Annotated in this window: 31 protein-coding genes and 1 riboswitch; of the genes, 17 read left to right on the forward strand and 14 right to left on the reverse strand. The window is 59.8% G+C overall.

What is annotated here, in order from left to right; translation table 11 throughout:
* Nucleotides 1-23: 23 nt before the first annotated feature.
* The gene (locus GH784_RS25295) at nt 24-830 is read left to right on the forward strand and encodes an AraC family transcriptional regulator (RefSeq protein WP_065702674.1); all 807 of its coding nucleotides are present in this window, start codon (nt 24-26) and stop codon (nt 828-830) included.
* Nucleotides 831-955: 125 nt separating this feature from the next.
* Nucleotides 956-1,567, forward strand: coding sequence for a LysE family translocator (locus GH784_RS25300; protein ID WP_065702672.1), 612 nt, complete (start codon nt 956-958; stop codon nt 1,565-1,567).
* Between the two features lie 22 nt (nt 1,568-1,589).
* Here the strand turns inward: GH784_RS25300 and GH784_RS25305 are convergent, their stop codons facing one another.
* Complete coding sequence (locus GH784_RS25305; RefSeq protein WP_013635670.1) at nt 1,590-2,417, reverse strand: aldo/keto reductase; 828 nt, start codon at nt 2,415-2,417, stop codon at nt 1,590-1,592.
* Nucleotides 2,418-2,603: 186 nt separating this feature from the next.
* On the opposite strand from GH784_RS25305, the gene GH784_RS25310 reads away from it, so the two are divergent.
* Together GH784_RS25310 and GH784_RS25315 are read left to right on the forward strand one after the other, a co-directional pair.
* Nucleotides 2,604-3,314: a helix-turn-helix transcriptional regulator gene (locus GH784_RS25310; protein WP_065702671.1), complete on the forward strand. Its 711-nt coding sequence runs from the start codon at nt 2,604-2,606 to the stop codon at nt 3,312-3,314.
* Between the two features lie 50 nt (nt 3,315-3,364).
* Nucleotides 3,365-3,733 (forward strand): VOC family protein, encoded by a 369-nt coding sequence (locus GH784_RS25315; protein ID WP_013635672.1) that lies wholly within the window; start codon nt 3,365-3,367, stop codon nt 3,731-3,733.
* A gap of 108 nt (nt 3,734-3,841) precedes the next feature.
* Here GH784_RS25315 and tam read toward each other — a convergent pair whose 3' ends face one another.
* The gene (gene tam / locus GH784_RS25320; RefSeq protein ID WP_003511945.1) at nt 3,842-4,612 is read right to left on the reverse strand and encodes a trans-aconitate 2-methyltransferase; all 771 of its coding nucleotides are present in this window, start codon (nt 4,610-4,612) and stop codon (nt 3,842-3,844) included.
* Between the two features lie 393 nt (nt 4,613-5,005).
* On the opposite strand from tam, the gene GH784_RS25325 reads away from it, so the two are divergent.
* Together GH784_RS25325 and GH784_RS25330 are read left to right on the forward strand one after the other, a co-directional pair.
* On the forward strand, nt 5,006-5,887 hold the full coding sequence (locus tag GH784_RS25325; RefSeq protein ID WP_065702669.1) for a branched-chain amino acid aminotransferase: 882 nt from the start codon (nt 5,006-5,008) through the stop codon (nt 5,885-5,887).
* Between the two features lie 260 nt (nt 5,888-6,147).
* Complete coding sequence (locus GH784_RS25330; RefSeq protein ID WP_003511949.1) at nt 6,148-8,496, forward strand: methyl-accepting chemotaxis protein; 2,349 nt, start codon at nt 6,148-6,150, stop codon at nt 8,494-8,496.
* 174 nt (nt 8,497-8,670) lie between these two features.
* Here GH784_RS25330 and GH784_RS25335 read toward each other — a convergent pair whose 3' ends face one another.
* The gene (locus GH784_RS25335; RefSeq protein WP_065702667.1) at nt 8,671-9,558 is read right to left on the reverse strand and encodes a LysR family transcriptional regulator; all 888 of its coding nucleotides are present in this window, start codon (nt 9,556-9,558) and stop codon (nt 8,671-8,673) included.
* A 95-nt stretch (nt 9,559-9,653) separates the two neighbouring features.
* On the opposite strand from GH784_RS25335, the gene GH784_RS25340 reads away from it, so the two are divergent.
* Nucleotides 9,654-10,196: a GNAT family N-acetyltransferase gene (locus GH784_RS25340; protein WP_003511952.1), complete on the forward strand. Its 543-nt coding sequence runs from the start codon at nt 9,654-9,656 to the stop codon at nt 10,194-10,196.
* 4 nt (nt 10,197-10,200) lie between these two features.
* Here the strand turns inward: GH784_RS25340 and GH784_RS25345 are convergent, their stop codons facing one another.
* Nucleotides 10,201-10,545 (reverse strand): hypothetical protein, encoded by a 345-nt coding sequence (locus GH784_RS25345; RefSeq protein ID WP_173994939.1) that lies wholly within the window; start codon nt 10,543-10,545, stop codon nt 10,201-10,203.
* A gap of 220 nt (nt 10,546-10,765) precedes the next feature.
* Between GH784_RS25345 and GH784_RS25350 the strand changes: the two genes are divergently transcribed.
* On the forward strand, nt 10,766-11,368 hold the full coding sequence (locus tag GH784_RS25350) for a superoxide dismutase (protein WP_003511955.1): 603 nt from the start codon (nt 10,766-10,768) through the stop codon (nt 11,366-11,368).
* Nucleotides 11,369-11,500: 132 nt separating this feature from the next.
* Nucleotides 11,501-12,370, forward strand: a complete 870-nt coding sequence (locus GH784_RS25355; RefSeq protein ID WP_065702663.1) for a metallophosphoesterase — start codon at nt 11,501-11,503, stop codon at nt 12,368-12,370.
* Between the two features lie 111 nt (nt 12,371-12,481).
* On the opposite strand, the gene GH784_RS25360 is transcribed toward GH784_RS25355, so the two are convergent.
* Entirely contained in the window at nt 12,482-13,207 is a 726-nt protein-coding gene (locus tag GH784_RS25360; protein ID WP_065702661.1) for a helix-turn-helix transcriptional regulator, read from the reverse strand.
* 112 nt (nt 13,208-13,319) lie between these two features.
* Between GH784_RS25360 and GH784_RS25365 the strand changes: the two genes are divergently transcribed.
* From GH784_RS25365 to GH784_RS25390, 6 genes are all read left to right on the forward strand, one after another.
* Complete coding sequence (locus GH784_RS25365) at nt 13,320-13,949, forward strand: LysE family translocator (RefSeq protein ID WP_065702659.1); 630 nt, start codon at nt 13,320-13,322, stop codon at nt 13,947-13,949.
* Nucleotides 13,950-14,064: 115 nt separating this feature from the next.
* Complete coding sequence (locus tag GH784_RS25370) at nt 14,065-14,499, forward strand: c-type cytochrome (protein ID WP_025592760.1); 435 nt, start codon at nt 14,065-14,067, stop codon at nt 14,497-14,499.
* Between the two features lie 86 nt (nt 14,500-14,585).
* Complete coding sequence (locus tag GH784_RS25375; RefSeq protein WP_003511962.1) at nt 14,586-15,506, forward strand: c-type cytochrome; 921 nt, start codon at nt 14,586-14,588, stop codon at nt 15,504-15,506.
* A gap of 91 nt (nt 15,507-15,597) precedes the next feature.
* A riboswitch (cobalamin riboswitch) is annotated at nt 15,598-15,822 on the forward strand.
* A gap of 167 nt (nt 15,823-15,989) precedes the next feature.
* Nucleotides 15,990-16,172, forward strand: a complete 183-nt coding sequence (locus GH784_RS25380; RefSeq protein ID WP_003494386.1) for a CbtB domain-containing protein — start codon at nt 15,990-15,992, stop codon at nt 16,170-16,172.
* A gap of 10 nt (nt 16,173-16,182) precedes the next feature.
* Nucleotides 16,183-16,899 carry a CbtA family protein gene (locus GH784_RS25385; protein ID WP_065702657.1) on the forward strand — a complete coding sequence of 239 codons (717 nt, stop codon included), beginning with the start codon at nt 16,183-16,185 and terminating at the stop codon, nt 16,897-16,899.
* Between the two features lie 4 nt (nt 16,900-16,903).
* Nucleotides 16,904-17,218, forward strand: a complete 315-nt coding sequence (locus tag GH784_RS25390) for a hypothetical protein (protein WP_065702655.1) — start codon at nt 16,904-16,906, stop codon at nt 17,216-17,218.
* A gap of 105 nt (nt 17,219-17,323) precedes the next feature.
* Here the strand turns inward: GH784_RS25390 and GH784_RS25395 are convergent, their stop codons facing one another.
* From GH784_RS25395 to GH784_RS25410, 4 genes are all read right to left on the reverse strand, one after another.
* A complete protein-coding gene (locus GH784_RS25395) occupies nt 17,324-17,890 on the reverse strand; it encodes a type 1 glutamine amidotransferase family protein (protein ID WP_065702653.1) in 567 nt (188 codons plus the stop codon).
* Nucleotides 17,891-17,911: 21 nt separating this feature from the next.
* A complete protein-coding gene (locus GH784_RS25400; protein WP_003511975.1) occupies nt 17,912-18,400 on the reverse strand; it encodes a GNAT family N-acetyltransferase in 489 nt (162 codons plus the stop codon).
* A 205-nt stretch (nt 18,401-18,605) separates the two neighbouring features.
* Nucleotides 18,606-19,019 carry a MerR family transcriptional regulator gene (locus tag GH784_RS25405; RefSeq protein ID WP_065702652.1) on the reverse strand — a complete coding sequence of 138 codons (414 nt, stop codon included), beginning with the start codon at nt 19,017-19,019 and terminating at the stop codon, nt 18,606-18,608.
* A gap of 96 nt (nt 19,020-19,115) precedes the next feature.
* Complete coding sequence (locus GH784_RS25410; protein ID WP_003511979.1) at nt 19,116-19,469, reverse strand: hypothetical protein; 354 nt, start codon at nt 19,467-19,469, stop codon at nt 19,116-19,118.
* 127 nt (nt 19,470-19,596) lie between these two features.
* Here GH784_RS25410 and dmeR point away from each other — a divergent pair, with 127 nt between their 5' ends.
* Together dmeR and dmeF are read left to right on the forward strand one after the other, a co-directional pair.
* Complete coding sequence (gene dmeR, locus GH784_RS25415) at nt 19,597-19,869, forward strand: Ni(II)/Co(II)-sensing transcriptional repressor DmeR (protein WP_003494395.1); 273 nt, start codon at nt 19,597-19,599, stop codon at nt 19,867-19,869.
* An 81-nt stretch (nt 19,870-19,950) separates the two neighbouring features.
* The gene (dmeF, locus tag GH784_RS25420; protein ID WP_065702650.1) at nt 19,951-20,967 is read left to right on the forward strand and encodes a CDF family Co(II)/Ni(II) efflux transporter DmeF; all 1,017 of its coding nucleotides are present in this window, start codon (nt 19,951-19,953) and stop codon (nt 20,965-20,967) included.
* A 10-nt stretch (nt 20,968-20,977) separates the two neighbouring features.
* Here dmeF and GH784_RS25425 read toward each other — a convergent pair whose 3' ends face one another.
* The 5 genes from GH784_RS25425 to GH784_RS27320 all read right to left on the reverse strand — a co-directional run.
* Complete coding sequence (locus GH784_RS25425; RefSeq protein ID WP_038490269.1) at nt 20,978-21,259, reverse strand: hypothetical protein; 282 nt, start codon at nt 21,257-21,259, stop codon at nt 20,978-20,980.
* Between the two features lie 365 nt (nt 21,260-21,624).
* On the reverse strand, nt 21,625-22,731 hold the full coding sequence (locus GH784_RS25430) for a quaternary amine ABC transporter ATP-binding protein (protein WP_065702648.1): 1,107 nt from the start codon (nt 22,729-22,731) through the stop codon (nt 21,625-21,627).
* Entirely contained in the window at nt 22,724-23,632 is a 909-nt protein-coding gene (locus GH784_RS25435; RefSeq protein ID WP_003511991.1) for an ABC transporter permease, read from the reverse strand. The genes GH784_RS25430 and GH784_RS25435 overlap by 8 nt, the downstream gene beginning before the upstream one ends.
* Nucleotides 23,633-23,871: 239 nt before the next feature.
* Entirely contained in the window at nt 23,872-24,882 is a 1,011-nt protein-coding gene (locus tag GH784_RS25445; protein ID WP_019564115.1) for an ABC transporter substrate-binding protein, read from the reverse strand.
* Between the two features lie 29 nt (nt 24,883-24,911).
* A partial coding sequence (locus GH784_RS27320; RefSeq protein ID WP_210251796.1) for a hypothetical protein occupies nt 24,912-25,232 on the reverse strand: 321 nt, incomplete at its 5' end.

Below are 25,232 nucleotides of genomic sequence, written 5' to 3' on the forward strand. Positions count from 1 at the left end.
TTTAAAGGGAGCGCCAGCTTTTCATGGGCAGCCGTCAATTCCTGATGCCGAAAACCGCCATGCCCGGTATTGCTGCCGTGGTTGCGGATAGCGACCGCTCTTTTCCACGTCACATGCACGACCAGTTCGGCATCGGCCTTGTGGAGCGCGGCGCGCAGAAATCGCTGAGCGGGCGCGGCATGGTGGAGGCTGAAGCCGGCCATGTCATCACCGTCAATCCGGGTGAGGTTCATGACGGCATTCCGCTGGGAGAGGGCGGGCGCGCCTGGCGGATGATCTATCTCGACATCGATATCGTGCAGGCCGCCATTGCCGATATCATCGAAAAGGATCACGGCTTTTTCGAATTCGCCTATCCGGTCGACATCAGGCCTCTGGCAGACCGGTTCCGCGCGCTTTTTTCAGCCGTGACGGCAACTGATCGCCCGGGTGACACCCTTCGCTGCGACGAGACCCTGCTTATGCTGCTCGTGGGTGCAATGGAAACGGTGGCAACACCACGCGAGACGGCAGCGCCCGATAGCATAAGACGCGCGAAAAGCAGGATCGACGACGATCCTGCCCGGCCGTTCCGTCTTGCCGATCTGGCCCAGGAGGCCGGCATGAGCCAGTTCCGCTTCCTGCGATCCTTCAGCAAGACCACGGGGCTGACGCCGCACAGCTACCTTTTGCAGCGACGCCTGCATCTGGCACGGGGTGCGCTGGCCAAGGGTGCTCCACCCGCAGATGTGGCGTTTTTCGCCGGTTTCTCCGACCAGAGCCATTTGAACAGGTTTTTCGTACGGCAGTTCGGGGTGACGCCTGCGGCGTATAGGGCAGCCGTTTCGTAGGGCAGGTTGGGGTAATAGGGCTACAGACGCGAGCCTCCAAGCCTCAACGCTGCAATTTCATCCAAGACCCCCGCGTCGGACACAGTCACGCTCCTGTTCTCCATTCAACGGGACTTGCAGAATCCATGACGCCCGAATTCCTCGTCACATCCCTGATCATTGCCGCTTCTCCCGGAACGGGTGTGGTTTACACGCTGGCCGCCGGCCTGTCCCAAGGGTCGAAGGCGAGCGTCGTCGCGGCTTTCGGCTGCACGCTCGGCATCGTGCCGCATCTGCTGGCCGCCATCACCGGACTTGCCGCCATTCTGCACGCGAGCGCCCTTGCCTTCGGCGTGATCAAATATCTGGGTGTCGCCTACCTGCTCTACATGGCGTGGAACACGCTTCGGGAAGATGGGGCGCTGAAGATCGACGACAAGCAGGAGCACCGCAAGGCAGGGCGGGTCATCGGTGAGGCTATCCTCATCAATCTCCTGAACCCGAAACTGTCGATCTTCTTTTTTGCTTTCCTGCCGCAATTCATCGCGCCGGAGGAGGTTTCTCCGAGGTGGCGCATGGTCGATCTCGGGCTGATCTTCATGGCCATGACGTTTCTGGTCTTTGCGCTCTACGGCTGTTTTGCCGCCTCGGTCAGGCGGCAGGTTGTGGCACGCCCGGCCGTGCTCACCTGGCTGAGACGCAGTTTCGCCGCCGCGTTTGTGGCGCTCGGGGCGAAACTGGCGTTGACGCAGCGGTGAGACCGGACGGGGTTCAACGCAGTCAATCGTCCCAGTCGGGCGCGAGGTGACCGGGGTTGACGATGCGGCCATCGGGTTTGGCAAGCGCGTGGATCGCCTGCATTTCCTCTTCCGAGAGCGCAAAATCGAAAATGTCGAAATTCTCCTTGAGGCGGCTTTCGGTTGCGGTCTTGGAAAGCGCCACGACATCCGGCTGCTGCACCGCCCAGCGCAGCGCCACCTGTGCGGCCGTCTTGCCGTGCCTCGCACCAATATCCTTCAGAACCGAATCATCAGGCACCTTGCCATCCGCCATCAGATAATAGGCAGTGACCGAAAGCCCGTGTTTGCGCGCGGCCGCAATCACCTTCGTCTGGTCCAGATAGGGATGGTATTCGATCTGGTTGGTGGCAAGCGGCGTGTCGGAGAGTTTGACCGCCTCTTCCGTCAGCGCCACGTTGAAGTTGGAAATGCCGATATTGCGCACCTTTCCGGCCTTGCGCACGTCGTTCAGCGCGCCGATCCTTTCCGCCAGCGGCACATCGCTTTTCGGCCAGTGCAGCAGCAGGAGATCGACATAATCCGTCTTCAGCTTTTGCAGGCTTTCATCGACGGAGGCGAGAAAATCAGCGTGGCGGTAGCGGTCCACCCAGACCTTGGTGGTCAGGAAAATATCGTGCCGGGAAATGCCGGACTTCGCGATCACTTCGCCAACCGCACCTTCATTCTTGTAGATCTGCGCCGTATCGACATGGCGGAAACCGAGTTTCAGCGCCTCCGGCAAAATGCGCCTGATATCCTCTTCCGGAATGCGGAAGGTGCCGAAACCGAGGGCGGGAATGTTCGCGCCATTCGCGTTGACGTCATACATGCATGTCTCTCCTGTTTATTGCAAACATGGCCGGCAAGGAATGCCGGATGGGGAAGCGGTCTTTTATTAACTGGTGTCCGCGCCATTGGTTTCAAGCGTCTCGCCATTGCGAGGCACTGTGCGCGAGGCTACCAGTCGATGGTGAAACGTCGTAGATGGCATGATCGGAATGTGGAGGAACCACGCGTGTCGCGCTCACAACGGCTTCTTGATCTGTTGCAGATCCTGCGCGCCCACCGCATGCCGGTCAGCGGTACGGCGCTGGCCGCGCAAACCGGCGTCAGCCTGCGCACGCTTTACCGCGATATAGCAACGCTTCAGGCGCAGGGTGCTGACATCGAGGGCGAGGCGGGTGTGGGTTACGTGCTGCGTCCCGGTTTTTTGCTGCCGCCGCTGATGTTTTCGCAGCAGGAGATCGAGGCGCTTGTGCTCGGGTCGCGATGGGTCGCGGGCCGTGCCGATGAGGGCTTGGCGCAGGCCGCCCGCGCCGCACTCGTCAAGATCGCCGCCGTTTTGCCCGATGCCCTGCGTGAGGAGCTCGATAATTCCACCCTGCTTGTCGGCCCCGGGCAGGCCATGGCCACCATCCACGTCGATCTCGCCGCCATTCGCGATATTATTCGCAAGGAGAGTAAGGTCGTGATGACCTATCGCGACGAGAAGGGAGAATTGACGGAGCGGGTGATCTGGCCCTTCGCGCTCGCTTTTTTCGATCTGGTGCGGGTGGTGCTGGCATGGTGCGAGACGCGGCAGGATTTCCGCAGTTTCCGGGCCGACCGCATCGAGAGCTTCAATCCTCTGGACAAGCGTTATCCCCGCCGCCGCCATTCCCTGCTGAAGGACTGGCGCGAGCGGGAAAAAAAGCGACGGCAACAAAATCATGCTGACAAAAACTGACAGCACCGGGGGTCTAGAACCTGTTCATCCGCAACTCAAGGAGAACAGCCATGACCCATCCCGATTTCACCATTCTCTACGTCGACAACCCGCCGGCCAGCACGGAATTTTATAAAGCCCTGCTCGGCGCAGAGCCGGTCGAAGCCTCTCCGACATTCTCCCTGTTCGTGCTTCAAAACGGCATGAAGCTCGGCCTCTGGTCGAGGCATACGGTGGAGCCGAAGGCATCGGTCGCGGGCGGTGGCGGCGAGCTTGCCTTCCGCGTCGAAAGCGGTGCGCAGGTGGATGAAGCCTTCGCCGACTGGAAGACAAAGGGCATCGCCATTTTGCAGCAGCCCGGCACGATGGACTTCGGCTACACATTCACTGCGGCCGACCCCGACGGCCATCGTCTGAGGGTCTACGCCTTCGCGGGTTAGAGATAATGCGTTGAGGCCGATTGGCTAAATAGTTCCGTAGCCATGTCGTACTCTAAGCTCTCCTCATCCCTGTGCTGGTCACAGGAATGAGGGGAGGCGAAAACTACGCTACTTCTTCACCGCCACCACGAACAGGCGCGGAAAACGCAACAGCAGCCGGCCGTCTGCCATGGGCGGATAGGCGGCTGCGATGCGCCTGGTATAGTCGTTGAGGAAGGCCTCGCGGTGTTCCTCGCCGGCGGCGGCAAGATAGGGGCGCAGACCCGTGCCCTTCACCCATTCCACAATGCTTTCCGCATCCTTCATGGGGTGGTTGTAGATGGTGTGCCACACATCCACCCGCGCGGATTTCGGTGTCAGCGCATCGAAATAGGCTGATGGCGCGGGCAGGGGTTTGCGGCGTAATCTGCCATCCGCAAACTTGTCCTTCCAGGGGCCGTCTGCTCCCGTTTCCTCCATGGCGCGATGTGTCGGCTCCTGCAGATTGTCAGGCATCTGCACGGCAAGCACGCCGCCGCTTTCCAGCTGGTCCATCAGCTGCGAAAGAACGGCAAGATGATCCGGCACCCATTGGAACACCGCATTGGCATAAAGCAGGTCCGCCTTCTGGCTGGGCCGCCAGTTGCCGAGATCGGCCTTGCCGAAACGGGTGTTGGGCAGCCGGTCCGCCGCCTTTTCCAGCATGTCGTCGTCGCTGTCGATGCCGGTGATGACGTTGACGCCGTAACGATCGGTCAAAAGCTCGGTGGAATTGCCCGGGCCGCAGCCCAGATCGTAACCGTTCAGCACGCGCTCCAGCGGCACCTGCGCCAGAAGATCCCTTGCCGGGCGTGTCCGCTCGTCTTCAAATTTCAGATATTGCTGGGCGGACCATGCCATGATTTTCTCCTGCTGACGTGTTGCATTCGGATCGGCGAACAAGAATGGTAAAGGGCGTTGCAAGCGCCGTCAGACTGACAGCATCGCATGGGCGAAATCCCCCCGCCATCATCCAATGCATGAATTATTGTGATGGATCTATTCATCAACCTTTTGTTTCGCCTCACAAAACGTCTTTGTCAGGGCATGCATTTGTTATTTTCCATCAAAATAAGACATGGCGGCAATTAAAACTTGACCTCACCCGGTCAGAGGCATTCACTCCCGCCGATTTCAGAGCATTGCCACCGAAAGTGCGAAGCGGTTTTGCGTGCGGCAATGTGGCAGGACGAAAAAGATAGAGCTCTTTCGCTTTTTGCAGAAAGGCGGAGATGCTCAAGACAGGAGACAGTCATGACCGTCGATACCGCACCCCGATCAACCACCTGGACCTATGTTGATGGTCAATGGCTGCCCGGCAATCCGCCGCTCATCGGCCCGACCTCGCATGCCATGTGGCTGGCCTCCACGGTGTTTGACGGCGCGCGCTGGTTCGATGGCGTGGCTCCCGATCTCGATCTGCATTGCCAGCGCGTCAACCGCTCGGCCACCAACATGGGCATGAAGCCGACCATGACGGCGGAAGAGATCGAGGCATTGGCGCTGGAAGGCGTCAATAGATTCGACGGCAAGACCGAAATCTACATCAAGCCGATGTATTGGGCAGAACACGGTTCGCCGGGCAGCGTCGTCGCGCCCGATGCCAATTCCACCCGTTTTGCGCTGTGCCTTTTCGAAGCGCCGATGAATGCCGGCGCATCGCTGACACTCACCGTCTCGCCGCTGCGCCGTCCTTCACCGGAAACCGCGATGACGGATGCCAAGGCCGGTAGCCTTTACCCCAATAGCGGCCGCGCCATTCTGGAAGCCCGTGCACGCGGTTTCGACAACGCCCTGATGTGCGACATGAACGGCAATGTCGCTGAATCGGCATCGTCCAACGTCTTCATGGTCAAGGACGGCGTCGTCTTCACCCCGGTTCCGAACCGCACCTTCCTTGCCGGCATCACCCGTTCGCGGGTGATGAGCCTTCTGCGCCAGGCCGGTTTCGAAGTGCGCGAAGCGACCCTGTCGGTCGAGGATTTCCGCGGGGCGGATGAAATCTTCTGCTCGGGCAATTATTCCAAGGTTTCCCCTGTTGTGAAACTCGATGACCGCGCATTGCAGGCAGGTCCGGTCGCCCGAAAGGCGCTCGATCTTTACATGGATTGGGCACGTCTCGGCGCAGACGTCTAGAGCGCCGTGCGTCCTGCCGGACGCTCTGACTCTCTTTAATCTGCGCATCGTTACGGACGAAAATCGAATGTGATTTTCTGTCTGGTGGGCAAGGCTGACAGGTATTTCGATCAGGGCCATGGCAGGCGTTCGGCTTGCCGTGGCCTTTTGTTTTTGCAGTGCAGTATTTTCCCGCGAAAACTGAGGGGAATTTAATCCAATTTTAGACAAACCACACGTAGTTTGCAGCATCTTCCCTTCCGGCTAACGAGGGCCGCCAGATGTCTTTCAGCATTCGTAATGTACTTGTAGGATTTTTTCTTACCATCAGCCTCGCGCTGGCCGGTTTGGTCGGAAACGAGTTGTGGCGGTCGGCCAATCGCGCCGGCACCTTTTCAGAGGTTGCGCAACTCGTCTCGCTCGACAAGCTTCTTTTCAACGCTCTTTTGAATTTCCGCAGTGAACGCGGCGACAGCGCCACGGCACTGACGCTCGATCCGTCGAAATCGACCGGCAGCGTCGCCAGCGTGCAGGCCGCACGCCAGAAGGTGGATGCTGCCATGACGGCATTCCTCACGCAGTCTTCGTCGCTTGAAGACACGCAGCTTCAGGCACCGCTGAAGCGCGTTAAAGATGTCTACGCGCAGTTCGTCGAATTGCGAAAGAAGGTTGACGCCAACGTTTCGCTGCCGCTCGACCGGCGCGAAGGCGGGCTCGACAAGACGGTAATGGCGCTCGGCGGCGATTTCCTCGCCTCGCTCGAGGCGGGCTCGACGGCGCTTGAAGGCACTGTTCGCTCTCTCGATCAGGGTCAGACCGGTTTGATCCAGTTGCGCTCTTACGGCTGGTCTGCCCGTGCCCTTGGCGGCAGCGCCACCGTCATTCTCAACGCTGCCGTTGCCCAGAACCGTCCACTGACGGCGCAGGAGATGCAGCAGCTCGGCGCATTCGATGCGGGTGCGGCTTTCGCCTGGAAAGCGACCGGCGATCTGGTTACGCATGAATCGACGCCGCAATCGCTCAAGGATATCTACGCCACGGCGGACAAGACTTACTTCAAGGGCGATTTCAGCACGCAGCGCGCCAAGCTCATCGACGATCTCATGAATGGTCGCACGCCTGCCTTCACCATGGACAGCTGGCGCACCACCGTCACCGAAAACCTCGGCACGATTGCGAAAATCGCTTCTGCCGCCATGGATGTTCTGGACGCAAATGCCGCACAGGCCAAACAGGACGCCTTCATCGATGCGATGATCTATCTCGTCGTCTTCATCGCGACACTGGCGCTCTGTATCCTCTCGCTTGCCGTCATCGTCGGCCGCGTCACCCGCCCGATCAGCCGCCTGACCAACGCGATGATGGAGCTTTCGGGCGGCAATCTTTCGATCGATGTCGCCGGCGCAAAACGCGGCGACGAGATCGGCGAGATGGCCCGCGCGGTGGAAATCTTCCGCGAGGCGGCAATCCGCAACAGGCAGCTGGAATCCGAAGCCCTGGCCAACCGCGAGCGGGCCGAGCGGGACCGTATCGAGTTGCAGCAGCGCGCCGAGGCCGAGGCCGAAGAACGGCTCAATCAGGCCACGGGTTCGCTGGCGGGCGGTCTTCGCCGTCTCGCTTCCGGCGATATGGTCTGCGAGATCGCCACGCCGTTCGCACCGCAATTCGAGGCGCTGCGGCACGATTTCAACAGCTCCGTCGTTCAACTGCGCGAAGCGCTGACAAGTGTCGGCCAGTCCGTGCAGACGGTAAATGGCGGCGCTCACGAGGTTTCGTCGGCATCCGACGATCTTTCCCGCCGCACGGAGCAGCAGGCTGCCTCTCTGGAAGAGACCGCTGCCGCGCTGGAAGAGATCACCGCCAATGTTTCGGCCACCTCCAAGCGGGCAGGCGATGCGCGTGACACGGTGCGTGAGGCAAGGGCAAAGGCCGATCTTTCCGGCAAGGTGGTGCGCGATGCCGTTTCCGCCATGGAACGCATCGAGCATTCCTCGCGCCAGATCGGCCAGATCATCGGTGTTATTGACGAAATCGCCTTCCAGACCAACCTTCTGGCGCTGAATGCGGGCGTCGAGGCGGCGCGGGCGGGCGATGCGGGCAAGGGTTTTGCAGTCGTTGCACAGGAAGTGCGCGAACTGGCCCAGCGTTCCGCCAAGGCCGCCAAGGAAATCAAGCAGCTCATCAACACGTCAGCCGTTGCGGTGGGTGAAGGCGTGAAGCTTGTCGCCGATACTGGCGTCGGGCTTTCCGAGATCGAGCAGCTCGTACTGTCCGTCAACACGCATATGGACGCCATCGCCACCGCGGCGCAGGAACAGTCCGCCGGTCTCTCCGAGGTCAACACCGCCGTCAACCACATGGATCAGGCTACGCAGCAGAACGCCGCGATGGTTGAGGAAATGAATGCGGCCGGTGCTGGTCTTGCGCAGGAATGTGCCAACCTCCAGGCTTTGTTGGCGCAATTCCAGCTCGGTCAGCAGACTTCCGCATTGCGCGAGACGGCAAGGCACATGCGAGAGGCAAGCCCCGCACGTGCACCTGTCTCCCAGCCGTCCAGATCCCGCCCGGTCACTGCTTCGCGTGGCAATGCCGCGCTGGCCGTGAAGGGTGATGACTGGACCGAGTTCTGAGGACGAGATTGCCTTTGGCTCCGGGGTCCAGCGCGGTCAAGTCTCTGATCGCGCACGACTCTTCTCACGGCGCAGACGCGCCGTGGCTGGATGCCGGATCCAATCCGGCATGGCGAAAGAAAAAAGTCGCAAGCATCAACAGATCGAAGCCCGCGTCCGAAATCGACGCGGGCTTCATCGTTTCTGCAGGTTTGGCAATGCAGCAGCGAGCGCCCTTAGTGGCGCGGTCATGTGCTTGTCGCGTCTGAGGGCAAGGGCGATCCGCCGTTCGAGCGGCGGCTCGAGCGAGCGCCATTCAAGCCCCGATGCAGCACCTTCATGCTCCATCGCCATGCGTGGCACGATGGCAAGGCCAAGGCCCGCGCCGGCCAGTTTCTTGATGGCCTCGACGCTGCCCAGTTCCATGGCGGGTTGCACGGTGCGGCCGCTTGCCGAAAACCATTGATCCACGAGCTTGCGCGTATTGCCGCCCTCGTAAAGCAGCAATGGCTGTGTCGAAAGCGTCTCGGCATTCAGGATTGTTGCATCGCTGATGGTGCCAAGCGGGAAAACCGCAACCAGTTCATCGAGATGGATGTCGCTGATATCGAGGCTGCGGCCGCTGGCCGGCAGGGCCACCACCGCCGCATCGATCGTATTGGCTTCGAGAAGCCTCAGTATATCGTGGGTATTGCCGGTCTGCACGACGATGTCTATCCCCGGCATCACCTGGCGGATTTTGCCCAGCACTGGCGGCAGAAGATAGATGCAGGCGGTGGCGCCCGTGCCGATGCGCAGGCGTCCCGTCACGCCGCTGCGATGAGGGGCTACGGTATCGATGGCATGCGCCACTTCTTCCGCAATCCGTCTTGCATGGATGAGAAAGTCCCGGCCCGCCGCCGTCGGCTGCGCGCGCCTGCCGACCCGTTCGATCAGCCGCACACCGAGCTGCTTTTCCAGCAGCCGGATGTGCAGGCTGATGGCCGGCTGCGTCAGCCCCGCCTTATCGGCTGCGGCGGAAAAGCTGCCGAGTTCGGCGACATCCATGAAGCTGCGCACCTGCCGCAGATCGAGGTCCATCATCAAAGAAAACCTTATCGTTTGTATAAGACAGATAATCTTTATTTTGACTGAGCCGCAATGCACAATAATGCCGTGAATGACCACAGGACACGAGAATGACCCTTCCCACAATTTCCAGCCTTACCATCCGCCCCTGCGAGGAGGCGGATATTCCAGCCATTACCGAAATCTACCGGGATGCCGTGCTGCATGGCCGCGCCAGCTTCGAGATCGATCCGCCAAGCGTGGATATGATGCTTGAGCGCCGCCGATTGCTGGTGGAAGGCAACTACTCCTATCTCGTCGCCGAAATCGACGGAAAGGTAGCCGGATATGCCTATGCCGGCGCCTATCGTCCGCGCCCGGCCTATGGTGCTGCTGTGGAGAATTCCGTTTATATCGATCCGGCCATGAAGGGCATGGGAATTGGCCGCAAGCTGCTCGATGCGCTGATCGAGGATGCGACTTCGCGCGGCTTTCGGCAGATGATTGCGGTCATCGGCGATAGCGCCAACGCCGCCTCCATCGGGGTTCACCGCGCCGCCGGTTTCGAGCATGTCGGCACATTCAAGTCCATCGGATGGAAACACGGCCAGTGGCTGGACACGGTGCTGATGCAGCGCGCGCTGGGCGATGGCGACACCACGCCCCGTTTCTGAAACCTCAGGGCTTGGTGGAGCCGGGGATTTCAACCTTCAGCGTATCGCCGGCAAGCTCGCTGCCGAGTTCGACGGCCTTGGTCTTCTTGTCGTAAACGCAGATATGGCTGATCGTCGCATCCGCGCCCTTGGCCTTGCCGGTGAGGACGGCGAGGCCATAATTCTCGCTGCCCACCGGATCGACCACCACCTTGGCGTCCTCGATCATGTCTTTGCCGGCGCCAAGGCACGCCGTCTGCACATCCGCCACGAATTCCTTCCAGGCATCGTCAGACGATGCGACGGCGGGTAGCGCCAGCGAGGAGAAGACGGCGAAAAGCAGCGCGCGATGGATCATGGGGCGGGTCATGGAATTTCCTTCCTGCAATTTCATCAAAAGCGAACCGATAGGGTGGAAAACAGTACGCCAGGGTTGTGAAACAAATGTGGTGGCGGCTGGCTTGAGAGGAATTTTCTCTTTTGTCGGAACATTTTGATATTTCACAGGTTGCCCAAACAGAGGTTCGCTCCTATGGTCCGCTCACACGGTTTCTAGGAGCGGTAACCCGCTGCAAAAAGGAGTAAAAACCATGGCCTTCGAACTTCCTGAACTCCCCTACGACTACGACGCGCTTGCACCATACATGTCGCGCGAGACGCTCGAGTTCCATCACGACAAGCACCACAAGGCATATGTCGACAACGGCAACAAGCTGGCGGCGGAAGCCGGTCTTTCCGACCTTTCGCTTGAGGAAGTCGTGAAGAAGTCCTTTGGCACCAATGCTGGTCTCTTCAACAATGCTGCCCAGCATTACAACCACGTCCATTTCTGGAAGTGGCTGAAGAAGGACGGCGGCGGCAACAAGCTGCCGGGCAAGCTGGAACAGGCGTTCGCCTCCGATCTCGGCGGTTACGACAAGTTCAAGGCTGATTTCATCGCTGCCGGCACCACGCAGTTCGGCTCGGGCTGGGCATGGGTTTCCGTCAAGAACGGCAAGCTCGAAATCTCCAAGACCCCGAACGGCGAAAATCCGCTGGTTCATGGCGCAGAACCGATCCTCGGCGTCGACGTATGGGAACACTCCTACTACATCGACTACCGCAACCTGCGTCCGAAGTACCTCGAAGCCTTCGTCGACAACCTCATCAACTGGGACTATGTCCTGGAGCGTTACGAAGCCGCTTCCAAGTAAGTTTTGCGGATTGTAATTTTTTGAGCACCCGGCCCCCCAAAGGCCGGGTGTTCTGCTTTTGAGGTCGACAATCCAGCGTGTCGCTTCCATTTGTCACAAGCCTGTCATCCGCCCGGTTTATCGCGGCGCATCATGACTGAAAAAACCACACCGCTCTTCTCATTCGGCATTGTTGCCGATCCCCAATATGCCGATGCCGAACCCCGCCCGGATATGGGCCGGTATTATGCCGAAAGCCCGAAAAAGCTTGGCGAAGCGATCGACGCCTTCAATCGCGAGGAACTGGCCTTCGTGGTAACGCTGGGCGATATCATCGATCGCGGTTTTGAAAATTTCGATGCGATCCTTGGCGTCTACGAGCAGCTTCGCCACCCTTCGGTGATGCTGCCGGGAAATCACGATTTCGCCGTTGCCGCCGAACACCTCTCCGCCATCCATGCCCGCCTCGGCATGGCGTCGCCATGGCACGATTTCACTATCGGTGAGATACGTTTCGTGGTGCTTGACGGCAGCGAGGTCAGCTTGTTTGCCCCGCCGCCGGGCGATCCGCGCCGCACGCTGGCGCAAGAGCGTCTGAAGCGCCTGAAAGAGGTGGGTGCGATCAATGCGCAGGACTGGAATGCGTCGCTCAGCGACGAACAGTTCGAATGGCTGCGGACCGTTCTGCAAAAGGCGGATGCGGCGGGTGAAAAAGTGGTCATTCTCTGCCACTATCCGGTCTATCCGAACAACGCCCATAATATGTGGGACGCGCCCCGCATCGTTGATCTTCTGGATGTACACCCTTCGGTCGTCGCATGGTTCAGCGGCCATAATCATGAGGGCAATTACGGGGTGCAGGGCAACACTCACTTCGTCAACTTCAAGGGCATGGTGGATACGCCCGACCAGAACACCTTCGCCATTGCCGATGTGTTTGCCGACCGAATCGTCATCCGCGGTTTCGGGCGGGAGGACGATAGGGTGCTGGAGCACTTGCAGCATAACGCTGCCTTGCTTTGAAGTCAGCACCACCCTCTCAACCGTCATTCCTGTCCCTGTCACAGGAATGACGGTTGAGACGGGGGCCCCGACACACAACGAAGGTTGAAAGACGCGCTAAATCAGTTGCTTTTACGCGCCGGCTTGATTCGTCGTTCGTTCCGAAGTCCCAAGCTGATTGCTCTGCCAGCCGCTCATCCACAATTGCCGCAACCTTTCGCCTTCCATCTTGAAAAAGCTGCCGGTTGTCTTGCAGGTCAGAACGCGGTCGGAGCGGAAATTGCGGATCGCTTGCCTTAGCTCGCACCAGGCGACGATGTTGGTCGTCTCCGAATAATAGATCATGGCGATGGGCCGGATCTGTCGCCGGGTCTCGGTGCCGGTTTCATCGCCATAGGTTATGTCCAACCGCTCCTCGTCGCGCACCGCCCGCCTGACCATGGCAAGATCGACGCCGGCGGGTGAGGGCGCGATGCTGCCCCAGGCGTGCAGGGCATTGGCCGACAGGGTTTTCGACAGGGGTTCGGGCAGGGATGCGGCAATCTTGTCGCTGACCTTTTTGGCCGCCTGCCGCAATTCAGTATCGCCCGTGCGCGCGACCATGGCGAGCGCAAGCACGATCGCCTCCGTCTCCTCGATGGAAAACATCAGCGGCGGCAGGTTGAAGCCGGGACGCAGGATGTAACCGACGCCGCGTTCGCCTTCGATCGGCACGCGCATGGTCTGAAGGGCCGAAATATCGCGATAGACCGAGCGCACCGTGACTTCCAGTGCCTCGGCAATGGTCTGCGCGGTGATCGGCCTGCGCGCCACCCGCAGGATCTGGATGATCTCGAACAGTCTCGATGCCTTGCGCATTGCCGTTTTTCCCGGTGGTTTCTCAACGCAACTGACACAACGCTGTCAGTTGGCTTTTCCTATAAGCAGCAAAACACATTGAGAAACATGAGTTTTCCCGGGAGATACTGACATGAGTTACGCCGAAAATCGCTGGCTTTTCTTTCTGGTCCTGTTCGGCATCATCATCCTGCCGGGCATGGATATGCTGTTCGTGCTGGCAAGTGCGTTGACGGGTGGCAAAAGAACCGGGCTTTCCGCCGCAAGCGGCATGAGCGCCGGCGGCATGGTGCATTCACTTTACGGTGCGTTGGGCGTCGGCATGCTTGCCGCCTGGATGCCGTCGCTGTTCCTGCCGCTGCTGGTCGCCGGCGCCGCTTACATGGTCTGGATCGGCGTCGGCCTGATGCGCAGCGCCATCACCGTCAATGGCGATGAGGCGCAGGCGAGCGCCTCTGTCAGAAAGGCGTTCTGGCGGGCCGTTCTCACCTGCCTTTCCAATCCGAAAGCCTATCTCTTCATGATGGCGATCTATCCGCAATTCCTCAAACCCGACTATGGTCCAATCTGGATGCAGGGTCTGGTAATGGGCGCGATGGTGGCCATCACGCAGTTCACGGTCTATGGCGCTCTGGCGCTGACGGCGGATAAAAGCCGGGCATGGCTCGTTTCCTCGCCTGCCGCGACGATTTTCATCGGCCGCGCCGCCGGTTTCATGCTGATTGCCGCAGCCCTGGTTACGCTTTGGGAAGCACTCTCCTAGACTTCTGTTTTCTTGGGGAAATTCACTGCAATGTGACTTCTTTTCGCCATGCGGAAAGGGCATCCTCGCGCCGTTATCGCGCGTTCGGCATCTGCCGGAATCAAGGAGAGAGTGTATGAAACTGAAAACCATCGCGGCGGCCATGCTTTTCGGCTGTCTTTGCGCCGGAGCGGTCTACGCTGCCGGCGAAGTCGAAAAACGTGAAGGCATGATGAAGCAGATCGGCGGCTCCATGGGGGCGCTTGCTGCCATCTCCAAGGGCCAGAAGCCTTATGACGCCGAAGCCGTAAAGGCTGCCGTGACGACCATCAGCACCAACGCCAAGGCTTTCCCCGACCAGTTTCCCCCGGGCAGCGAGACCGGCAGTGCTGCGGCACCCGCGATCTGGGAAAATTTCGATGACTTCAAGTCCAAGGCCGCCAAGCTCGGTGCCGATGCGGACAAGGTCCTCGCCAGCCTTCCCGCCGATCAGGCAGGCGTCACCGCCGCCATGCAGACCCTCGGTGCCGATTGTGGTGCGTGCCACCAGACCTACCGTCTGAAGAAGTGATCCTATTAAGAACGCCGCTTCCCGGCGGCGTTTTTTTCAGCGGGAATGATGCCTGATCTCATCAGGTGATAATGGGGAGAGGGGTCATGGCCTCCATTTGGACGAAGCTCGCGGGCGGGATCGCGGTGGCGGCCATTGCCGGTTTCGGCATTTTCGCCTGGGTCACCGCGCCTGTGCGTCAGGCACCCAGCCACTGGGTGAGCCTTGGCGAGCCGGACCTTGCCAATGGCGAAACGCTGTTCTGGGCGGGCGGCTGCGCAAGTTGCCATGCGGCACCAGATGCCAAGGGCGATGCGCTTTTGACGCTTTCGGGCGGGCAAGCGTTGAAAAGCCCCTTCGGCACCTTCCATGTGCCCAATATTTCCTCCGATCCGCAGCATGGCATTGGCGGCTGGACGCTTTCGGAATTCGGCGATGCGATGACGCGCGGCGTCGGCAAGAACGGCGAACATCTCTATCCGTCCTTCCCTTACGCCTCCTATGCCCGCATGACGCAGAAGGACATCAACGACCTCTTCGGTTATTTGCGGGTTCTGCCCGCCAGCCAGAATGACGCGCCGGATCATGAACTGCCGTTCCCCTTCAACATGCGCATGGCATTGGGCGGCTGGAAATTCCTCTATTTCGATACATCCGCGCCACCCCGCGTCGAGCTTGCCGATGCCAATGCCGAATTGCTGCGCGGCCAATATCTGGTGGAAGGCCCGGGCCATTGCGGCGAATGTCACACGCCGCGCAATGCGCTTGGCGGTTTTCTCGATGGCAAATGGCTGGCCGGTGGTCCAAATCCCGAAGGCGAGGGCCGGATTCCCGATATCACCCCCGGCTCGCAGAGCGTCGGAAGCTGGGAGGCGGCCGATATTGCCAACTATCTGGAAACCGGCTTCACCCCGGAATTCGACAGCGTCGGCGGCTCCATGGTCAAGGTGCAGCAGAATATGGCGCATCTGACGGCCGAAGACCGCAATGCGATCGCCGCCTATCTGAAGGCCATCCCGGCACGGTAGCCCTTTGCCGTCATGCCGGACTTGATCCGGCATCCAGCCGCGGCGCGCAATTCTCACGCCGGCCTGCCATTGACTCCCACCCACACCCATCGGATAACGATCCTGTGATGGTTCCTTCCGGGCGTTCCGGAAGGTGAAAAGGGAACACGATAGGGAGACATCCTCATTCGTGGCTGCCCCCGCAACTGTGAGCGGAGAGCCTGAAACGAAATGCCACTGGTAAGCATCTCGCCGGATATGGACGAGGGCAATGCCGGGAAGGTGTTTCAGGTTTTGACCCGTAAGCCAGGAGACCTGCCATCACGGAAATGTCCATGCCGGCGGGGTGTCCGGAAGAGCGGAATTTCAGGGTGGTGGTGCTTGAACGTGCCGCCCTGTGTCAGTCTCGTATCCCCGTGGTGAAGTGTATCGCATGCGGCTGCACGGCGTTTTGCCGTTCCGCCGCGTCTAAAGGCGCGGGGTCGCGCCGTAAGAGGGGTCACCATGTCCATCAACCAGAATACGGCAAATGCCGCCGTTTCGGCAAAAACGGGCAGCTTCGCGCAATCGCTGACGGCGATCGTGCTTGGTCTGTTCGTCGTCGGTTTTGTCGGCTTTTCGCATGTGGAAGCCGTTCACAACGCCGCGCATGACACACGTCATGCCAATGCTTTCCCTTGCCATTGAGGGGGAAAGCATGTCGTTCTTTCGCAATATCGTTTTTACCGCCGTCCTCGTCGGCATCGTTGGCGGCTTCGCCGTTTCGGCCATGCAGGCTTTCGGCACCACGCCGCTGATCCTGAAGGCGGAAACCTATGAAAATGCCGGTGGCGAAGCGCCCCACAGCCATGATGCTCCGGCCACGACCGGCGCTGCCGTTCCCGCGCACGAACATAATGAGGAAGCCTGGTCTCCGGCCGACGGCTTCGAGCGCACCGCCTATACGGTCGCCGCCAACGTGCTGACCGCCATCGGTTATGCGCTGGTGCTGACCGGCCTCATCTCGCTGCGTGGCACCGATGCCGGCTGGCGCGAAGGCCTTTTGTGGGGTGTGGCCGGTTTTGCCGCCGTCATGCTTGCGCCGATGATCGGCCTGCCGCCGGAACTGCCGGGCAGCCCGGCGGCCGCGCTTGAGGCGCGTCAAATCTGGTGGCTTTCGACGGTTGCCGCGACCGCAGGCGGCATTGCGCTGATCGCATTCCGGCGCGAACCCTGGGCAATCGTGCTCGCACTGGTGTTGATCGTTGCTCCACATGTGGTGGGCGCGCCCCTGCCGCCGGAAGGTGAACATGCGCTGGCACCGCTGCCGCTGGAACGACAGTTCATCGTCGCCGCCACCGTGACCAGCTTTGTCTTCTGGGCCTTGCTCGGAACATTGAGCGCGTTTTTCCTGAAGCGCTTCCAGCAGGCTTAAATCCATGCAGGACGCAGCCGAATGGAGTGAGGAACTCGACGCGCTGCGTTTTGCCGTTCCCGGTCACGGCGCTTTCTGCGCCGTGCATCGCCTTGCTTTCAAGGCAGTCCTTGGCGTCAGCCCGGAACGGGAAGCGGCGCTCGCCTATTTTCATGAGAATGAGGCTGCCTTTACGGTCGCAGCCCTTGCCAAGATAAAACGCTCGGCTTTGCCGGCCGGTCGCAGTCTGCATCTCAACAGCCGCGATATCCGCCGTGCGATTGCGGGGGAGGGCGGGGATGTCGCGCCCCGTGTCTGCCGGGTGCTTGATCAGGGGTGATTTGTGATGGTATCGCGGCTTAACTTCCCCACCACCCTCATTCCTGTGACAAGCACAGGAATGAGGGTGGGAGGATCCGCAAAACTCTCGATGCCAAGGTGAGCCTCACCGGTGCTCCGCCGCAAAAACCTGAAGTTCCGCCTCGGCTTCCGGACCAAAGAGGCCGAGGTGTTTCAGAATTTCCACTGCGAAACTGACGGGTGCACTGCCGGCTGCGGTTACGATGCCGCCATCGCTGACCGCCTTCGGCTGGTCGCGATAGAGCGCTTCGCCGCGATAGGACGGATAGGCCTTGTGAGAGGCGAGCGAATTGCCGGTATGGGCGACGTCATCAAGGGCGCCCGTGCCTGCAAGCGCGCTGGCAGCCGCGCAGATGCCGGCAACCAGCCGGCCCTTCTCGCGAAACCGCTGTGCCAGCCCGCCAAGATCGACAGCCGTTCCCTTTTCCCAGCTGAGGCCGCCGGGAATGACGAGCGCATCGATGTTAGCAGGATCAAGCGCGTCATAGGATGTGTCGGGCGTAACGTTGAGCCCGCCCATTGAAACCACGGGCCGGCCGTCCGGGGTTGCGTAAACGATCTCGACGCCGAGATAGCCGCGCGCGGCGGCGGCAAGCAGCGCCGGTTCCCAGTCCGCAAAATCCTGCGCAAGCGCAATGGCAATCCGTGTCATGACCGTCTCCGAAGGTTGCAATCAGGCGATAGACTGCATGTAGCGCATGCCGGTGACCGGGCGCGGCGCGAAATCCATGCTTTCGTAGAAACGATGCGCGGCGACATTGCCGGTCGTGGCGCTGACGGAAAGATAGTCGCAACCGAGGCGCTTGGCGATATCGCGGGCGCGGGAAACCAGGTGCTGGCCGGTGCCATGGCCGCGGTGACCGTCACGCACGAAAAGATGGTGCAGCTCAAGCCCGCGGCGGCCTTCCTGCGCCCTGTAGAGCGGCAGCATCAGGGCGTAACCGATCAATGCGCCGTCGGCTTCCGCAACCAGCCCATGCACCCAGGGAAGCGGGCCGAACAGGTCGCGTTCCAGTTTCGCCGGCGTAATCGCCGCCGCATCGCCATGAAAGGTGGCAAGCAGGGTGATCATCTCATTGAGCTCAGGCAAATCGGTCTTGCGTGCGCCACGAATGATGACGACGGGCGGTCTTTCCAATGTAAGGGAACTATCTTCGGTCATTTTTCTGGTCCTTCGGTTTTATCGGTGCCGTCAGGACGCTTGAAAAACAACAAAGCCGCCTGACGGCGGCTTGTTGACAAAATGATCTGTCGAGCCGCCCTTTACAGGTAGGCCCAAAAGTACGAGCAGGAGATGGGTGCGCGTTCGTTGATCATGTCCATGCAATGCGCTCGAATCTGAAATCTGTCAAGCCTGCTCTTCAGCCTCAATGCTCGCCGTCGCACATGCCATGGTCGGAAAGTGCGCGGATGACGTAACAATCCTCGATCGAATGACCATGGCAATGGGAGACGATACGTTCGAGCTCATGCTCGAGCTTTTTGAGGCTGGTGATTTTTTCGCGCACATGGGCGAGGTGTTCGGCGGCAATGCGGTCCGCACCCTCGCACGGCATTTGCCGGTGCTGGCTGAGCGCGATCAATTCTCTGATGGCGTCGATATTGAGCCCGATATCGCGGGCATGGCGGATGAAAGCCAGCCTTTCGAGATCGGATTTTTCGTAACGGCGCTGGTTGCCTTCCGAGCGGTCTGCCTCGCGGATGAGGCCCATCTGCTCATAATAGCGGATCGTCGGAACCTTCACGCCGGTACGTTTGGACAATTCACCGATGGACAGCATTGCCTTCTCCATATTCTCAAGAGCAGCCGGGACAAGAACGAACCGGATGCTCTAGTCTCTAGAGATATAGCTTTTCAGCCTGCCGTTCAATGGGTGTCAGGCGGCGGCATCCACGCCGAGTGCCTGCGCCAGGGCTTTGAGAACTTCTGTCTCGATGCTGGAGGCGGCGTCAGGCTGCGCTGATGCGGCGATATCTACCGCCGGTTCGGTTCTGGCCTGTGCGCCGCTGTCTAGGTTCCAAAGTGCTGCGGCAAGTCCGGCGGAAACGCTGGCGGCGGCAGGTGCGGCGGAAACGGCAACGCTCTCGGCGCTGGAAATCGCGCGGTGTGCCGCCCGTGTCAGTTCCAGCAAGGCCTCGGTGGTTGCATTTGTTTCCCTGGTCTTTGTCGGCTCAAGGGTCCGGACCGGAGTTGCGTAATAGCTGCTGGTTGTTGCTGCGATAGTCGTCATGACTGAGTCCCCTAAGTTTCATGGGGTATTTTTAGGGGTCGAAACATTCGCGAAGATTGCGTCGCGCAGGGCTTGAACCAAAAAACATCGCAATATAGTATACCCCCCTATAGTATATGAGGTACTCATGTCCCATACGATCCGCAACAAGGAGAAGCTTCTCGCTCGCATCCGTCGCCTCAAGGGGCAGATGGAGGCGGTGGAGCGTGCCTTGGACGATTCCAAGCCCTGCGGCGAGGTGCTGCAATTGCTGGCCTCGGTGCGCGGTGCGCTTTCCGGCCTGACGGGGGAGGTGATGCAGGAACATCTGCATGAGCACGTCGTGCACGCCGAAAATGAAGACGAGCGGGCGCGTGCGGCGGAAGAGCTGGCCCAGGTGCTGAAGACCTACATCCGCTAACCTCTCTCCCAAAAGTGTCCGCGGCTTTGGGAAAAGACATGCGTGAAACAGAATATTCCAGGATCGAACAGGATTAGCGACATGACGACGATATCCGAATTTCCCGCAGCGTCCGGCCACGACCATGTTTTCCTAGGCCGGAACCATGAGCGCAATGAAAAGCGCGTGTGGATGGTGATTGCGCTGACCACAGTCATGATGGTGGCGGAGATCGTCGCCGGCCACTGGTTCGGTTCCATGGCGCTGACGGCGGATGGCTGGCACATGTCCACCCATGCGGGCGCAATGCTCATCTCGGCGCTGGCCTATCTCTATGCCCGGCGTGAGGCGCGCAATCCGCGCTTCACCTTCGGCACCGGCAAGTTCGGTGATCTCGCCGGTTTTGCCAGCGCCATCGTGCTGGCGGTGGTGGCGCTGCTCATCGCCGTTGAAAGTGCGATGCGGCTTTTCAATCCTGTTCAGATCGACTTCAATCAGGCGATCCTCGTCGCCCTCATCGGTCTTGCCGTCAATCTCGTCAGCGCCGTGCTGTTGAAGGATGATCACGATCACGATCACGGCCATGGCCATGGTCACGCACATGGTTCGCATGCCCATCACGGCCATGGCAGCCACGCCCATCACGATCACGGCTCGCACGCGCATCACGGCGAGCACGGTGCGAAGGGCGGCAGGGACAATAATCTGCGCGCAGCCTATCTGCATGTACTCGCCGATGCGCTGACTTCCGTTCTCGCCATTGTCGCGCTGCTGCTCGGCAAGTGGAACGGCTGGTCCTTTCTCGATCCGTTGATGGGTATTGTCGGCGGTGTGGTGATTGCCCGCTGGTCATGGGGACTCATTCGCTCCACGGCAACGACGCTGGTTGATGCGGTTCCGCTGACGGAGGACTTGCCGCAGGAAATCCGTGAAAGCGTGGAGACGGAAGAAGATCGCATTACCGACCTGCACGTCTGGCAGGTGGGGCCGGGGCATCACGCCGCCATTGTCGCCATCCACTCGCAGGTGCCGAAGGCGCCGGCTTTCTACAAGCAGAAGCTTGCAGCCATACATGAACTCTCACATGTAACGGTGGAGGTCAGCCCGGCAAGGGTCTGATCGGAATCATCTATTCGTATTCGGAATAGGCGCTGCGCACCCATTCGGCCTGCGCTTCTGCCTTGTCTTCGGCGGAGGTCGCAGCCGGCGTGTGGGCCGGCGCGCTGCCATTGCCGACGGCCCACAGCACGTTGGCCAGCGAACGGGAAAGAACGGTGCTGGAAACGGTAGGGTTGCCGGGGCCGCGTTTTACGGCCTGTTCCTCAGGCGCGCTCTGCGCGCTGCCGGGTTTTTCGATGTCGCGGACACGAGCCTGATAATTGTATCCGCCAATATTGCTTTCGATCTGCATGCCAGTGATTCCGCGTTCAAAAGTTAACAAATGGTTAACGGCGGCGGCTTGCCCGAAGCTTGCGCTTGTTGCATTGCAATGTCGTTCCCGGCTTGACACGTGGCAAAGGGGTGCTTCGTTTTTGCATGGTTGGATGGAAAGGCGGGCATTGCCGGCCTTGCCCACACTTCGCGTCGTGCTCGCCATGGCGACCCTGTTGTGCAGCTCAAACTCTGGCGCCAAACACCCCAACTCCCGTCATGCCGGCTCTAGGCCGGTATGACGAAAGAGTTTGGACGCGGCCAGGCAGCTCCGATGTCTTTTGCGCAGCGGGGCTGGGGCTTTTTCGGTCTTCTGAAAGAAAGGCAAATCCTGTTGGTGCCGGATTACGCGGTTTCCTTCTCCACAGGCGCCGCCGGTTCCGGGATTTTTTCCGCTTCCTCCACGACTGCCACCCCGGCCTCCGCCTCCTGAGGTGCCGGCGTGACCATCGCCGCCACCAGCGTGTCGAGGCCGATGGCGCCGACTGGCTTGCCGTCTTCATCCACCACATGGGCGCTGGTTTCGTTCGCCTCCGACATATCGCGGGCGATGGTTTCCAGTGTCGCGTTTTCCGGCACCGACATGCCCTCGGGTTTCGCCGTCAGCGGTTCCATCACGGTGGTCGCCTGAAGCACACGGCTGCGGTTGACGTCGCGCACGAAGTCGGTGACGTAACCATCCGCAGGGGAAAGGATGATGCTCTGGCCGTCGCCCTGCTGCACCACTTCGCCGTCTTTCAGAATGGCAATGTGGTCGCCGAGCCGCAAAGCCTCATCCAGATCGTGAGTGATGAATACCACAGTCTTTTTCAGCTCCTGCTGAAGGTCGAGCAGCATCGTCTGCATATCGACACGGATCAGCGGATCGAGAGCCGAATAGGCCTCGTCCATCAGGAGAATATCGGCATCGTTGGCAAGCGCGCGGGCAAGGCCGACGCGCTGCTGCATGCCGCCGGAAAGCTGGTTCGGATAATAATCCTCATAGCCGGCAAGACCGACACGATCCAGCCAGTAACGGCCTTTCTCTTCGCTGTCCTTGCGTGGCATGCCCTGAATATCGAGGCCGTAGACGCTGTTTTCCAGCACGGTGCGATGCGGCAGGAGGCCGAATTTCTGGAACACCATCGCCGTTTTGTGACGGCGGAATTTCCGCAGCGCCGAAGTGCTCATGCCGCAAATGTCCTCGCCGTCGTAGAGAACCTCACCTGCGGTCGGGTCGATCAGCCGGTTGATGTGGCGGATCAGCGTCGACTTGCCGGAACCGGAAAGTCCCATGACCACGGTGATCTTGCCGCCCGGCATGGTGATGTTGATGTTGTTGAGACCGAGCACATGGTTGTGTTTGTCGTTCAGCTCGACCTTGTCCATGCCTGATCGCACCGCTTCGAGGTACTTCTCGGGATGCTTGCCGAAGATCTTGTAAAGATTCCTGATTTCGATGCTTTTAGCCATGGGAGACCTCGCGGTATTTCTGCAGGCGCTTGCCGAAAGCCTGGCTTGCCCGGTCGAACATGATGGCGATGGCGACCAGAGCGAAACCGTTCAGGAAGCCCACCGTGAAAAACTGGTTGTTGATGGCCTGCAGCACATTCTTGCCGAGACCGCCGACGCCGACCATGGAGGCGACGACGACCATGGCGAGTGCCATCATGATGGTCTGGTTGATGCCGGTCATGATGGTGGGTAACGCCAGCGGCAGCTGCACATTGAACAGCTTCTGGCCGTTGGAGGAGCCGAAAGCATCGGCGGCTTCCAGCACTTCCCGGTCTACCAGGCGAATGCCGAGGCTGGTCAGGCGGATGACGGGTGGAATGGCGTAGATCACCACTGCGATCAGGCCCGGTACCTTGCCGATGCCGAAAATCACCACCACGGGGATGAGATAAACGAAGCTTGGCAGGGTCTGCATCACGTCGAGCACGGGATTGATGATACGCTGCAACCGTTCGGAGCGTCCCATCAAAATGCCGAGCGGCAGGCCGATGACGATGGCGATCAGCGTGGCGATGGCGACGATGGAAAGCGTCGTCATGGCGTCGCGCCAGAGGCCGACTGCGCCGATCATGAGCAGGGAGATGGCCGTGCCACCGGTGATCTTGAAGCTGCGCCCGGCCAGATGCACGATCGCCAGAATGACCAGCATGGTGACGATCCACGGGGTCTGGATGAACAGCCGCTCCGAGGAGTTGAGAAAGAGCTGCAGCGGATGCACGATCACATCGATCGCATCGCCGTAATTGCGCACGATATCGCGAAAACCGTCATCGATGGTCTTGCGTGCCACACGCATCGTGCCGTTATCGATGGCCGGAAACTTGCACAGCATATCCGGCAGATAGTTACAGAGGGCCATTATTGTTGTTTTCCCTTTTGGTTTTGGGGGATGGGTGGTCGAGGCTGGAGCGCGGGGCACCCCTCCGTCCTGCCGGACATCTCCCCCACAAGGGGGGAGATCGATCCGAGGCAAAGTCCCGCCCATCAAACAGGTTGCGGATTTGTGAGAAGGGTGAGCCCAGCCGATCTAGATGCCCGGCAGGGCAGAGGGGGTAAAGCCACGGATGGAAACCGAAGCTTCCCACTCTCATCAACCAATCACATCGAAGCCTTGATCTTCTCCGCCACCTCGGGCGAAACCCACTTCGTCCAGATATCCTCGTTGTTCTCGAGGAAATATTCCGCGCCGTCTTCGTTGGTGCCCTGGTTTTCATCCATCCAGGCCAGAACCTTGGCGACGGTCTCGTTGTCCCACTGCCGCTTGCGGATATAGTCGATGGAAGGACCGGCCTTCTCGGCAAAGTCCTTGGTGACAACAGTGAATACCTCTGCCACCGGATAGGCGTTTGGCTTGGGATCGGCGCAATCAGGCTTGGCGATGCAATTGTCGTAGGCCTCGCGGTCGAGTGCCACGCCATCGTCCAGTTTCACCATGTCGTACTTGCCAAGAATGGCCGTCGGGGACCAGTAATAGCCGAGCCAGCCCTGCTTTTTCTCATAGGCATTGGAGATCGAGCCATCGAGGCCCGCGGCGGAGCCGGTATCGATCAGGGCGAAGCCCTTCTCGTCGGCCTTGCGTGCCTTGAACAGGTTGGCGGTCGTTGGCTGGCAGCCCCAGCCCGGCGGGCAGCCAAACACGGCACCCTTGCTGGCGTCTTCCGGCGCGGGGAAAAGCTCGGGATGCTTGAGTGCGTCCTCAACTGTCTTGATATCGGGGTGTTCGTCGGCGAGATATTTGGGAATCCACCAGCCTTCAACGCCACCTTCACTCAGGATTTTGCTTTCCTGGATCAGGTTGCCTTTCTTGACGGCGTCCTCATAGGGGGCGCCAAGGGTATTCACCCACATTTCGGGCGCCATATCCGGCTGGCCCTTTTCATTCATGGAGGTGAATGTGGGAGTGGTGTCGCCGCTGATGACGTTGACCGTGCAATCATAGCCGTTTTCCATGATGAACTTGTCGACGTAAGCCGCAACACCGGCGGATGCCCAGTTCATTTCGGCGATGGTGACGCTGCCACATGTTTCTGCGGCGTTGGCGGAATTTGCTGCACCGGCAGCGATGGTAAAGCCCGTTACGAGAATGGTCGAGGCTAGGAGTTTCTTCATGGGAGACCTCCAAGTCTGATGCAGTGTTTTCAATTGGCAAAGCGGGAGCACTGCAAAGCCCGGATTGCCAAGGGCGAACTGACATGGCGCATGAAAAAGCCGAAAAAATCCGGCGATAAGATTATCCGCAAGACGTGCTGCAGGATTGCCGCGAGAAAGGCGGCGAAAAGGCGCATGAATATGTCAACGGCCCGGATAATACGGCCGAAAAGTGATATTGCAATGCGAAATGGCGCAACGCAGCCATGCGTTCGATTTCCGGAACATTTTTTCCGGTGACGTAATACATGGGAATTATTTGCGTTTGCGGAAGATATATTATGAGTTGCAGCAACTAGAAATAAAAATTC

The sequence above is a fragment of the Agrobacterium tumefaciens genome, assembly GCF_009649785.1.
In the GTDB taxonomy this organism is placed as follows: Bacteria; Pseudomonadota; Alphaproteobacteria; order Rhizobiales; family Rhizobiaceae; genus Agrobacterium; species Agrobacterium tumefaciens.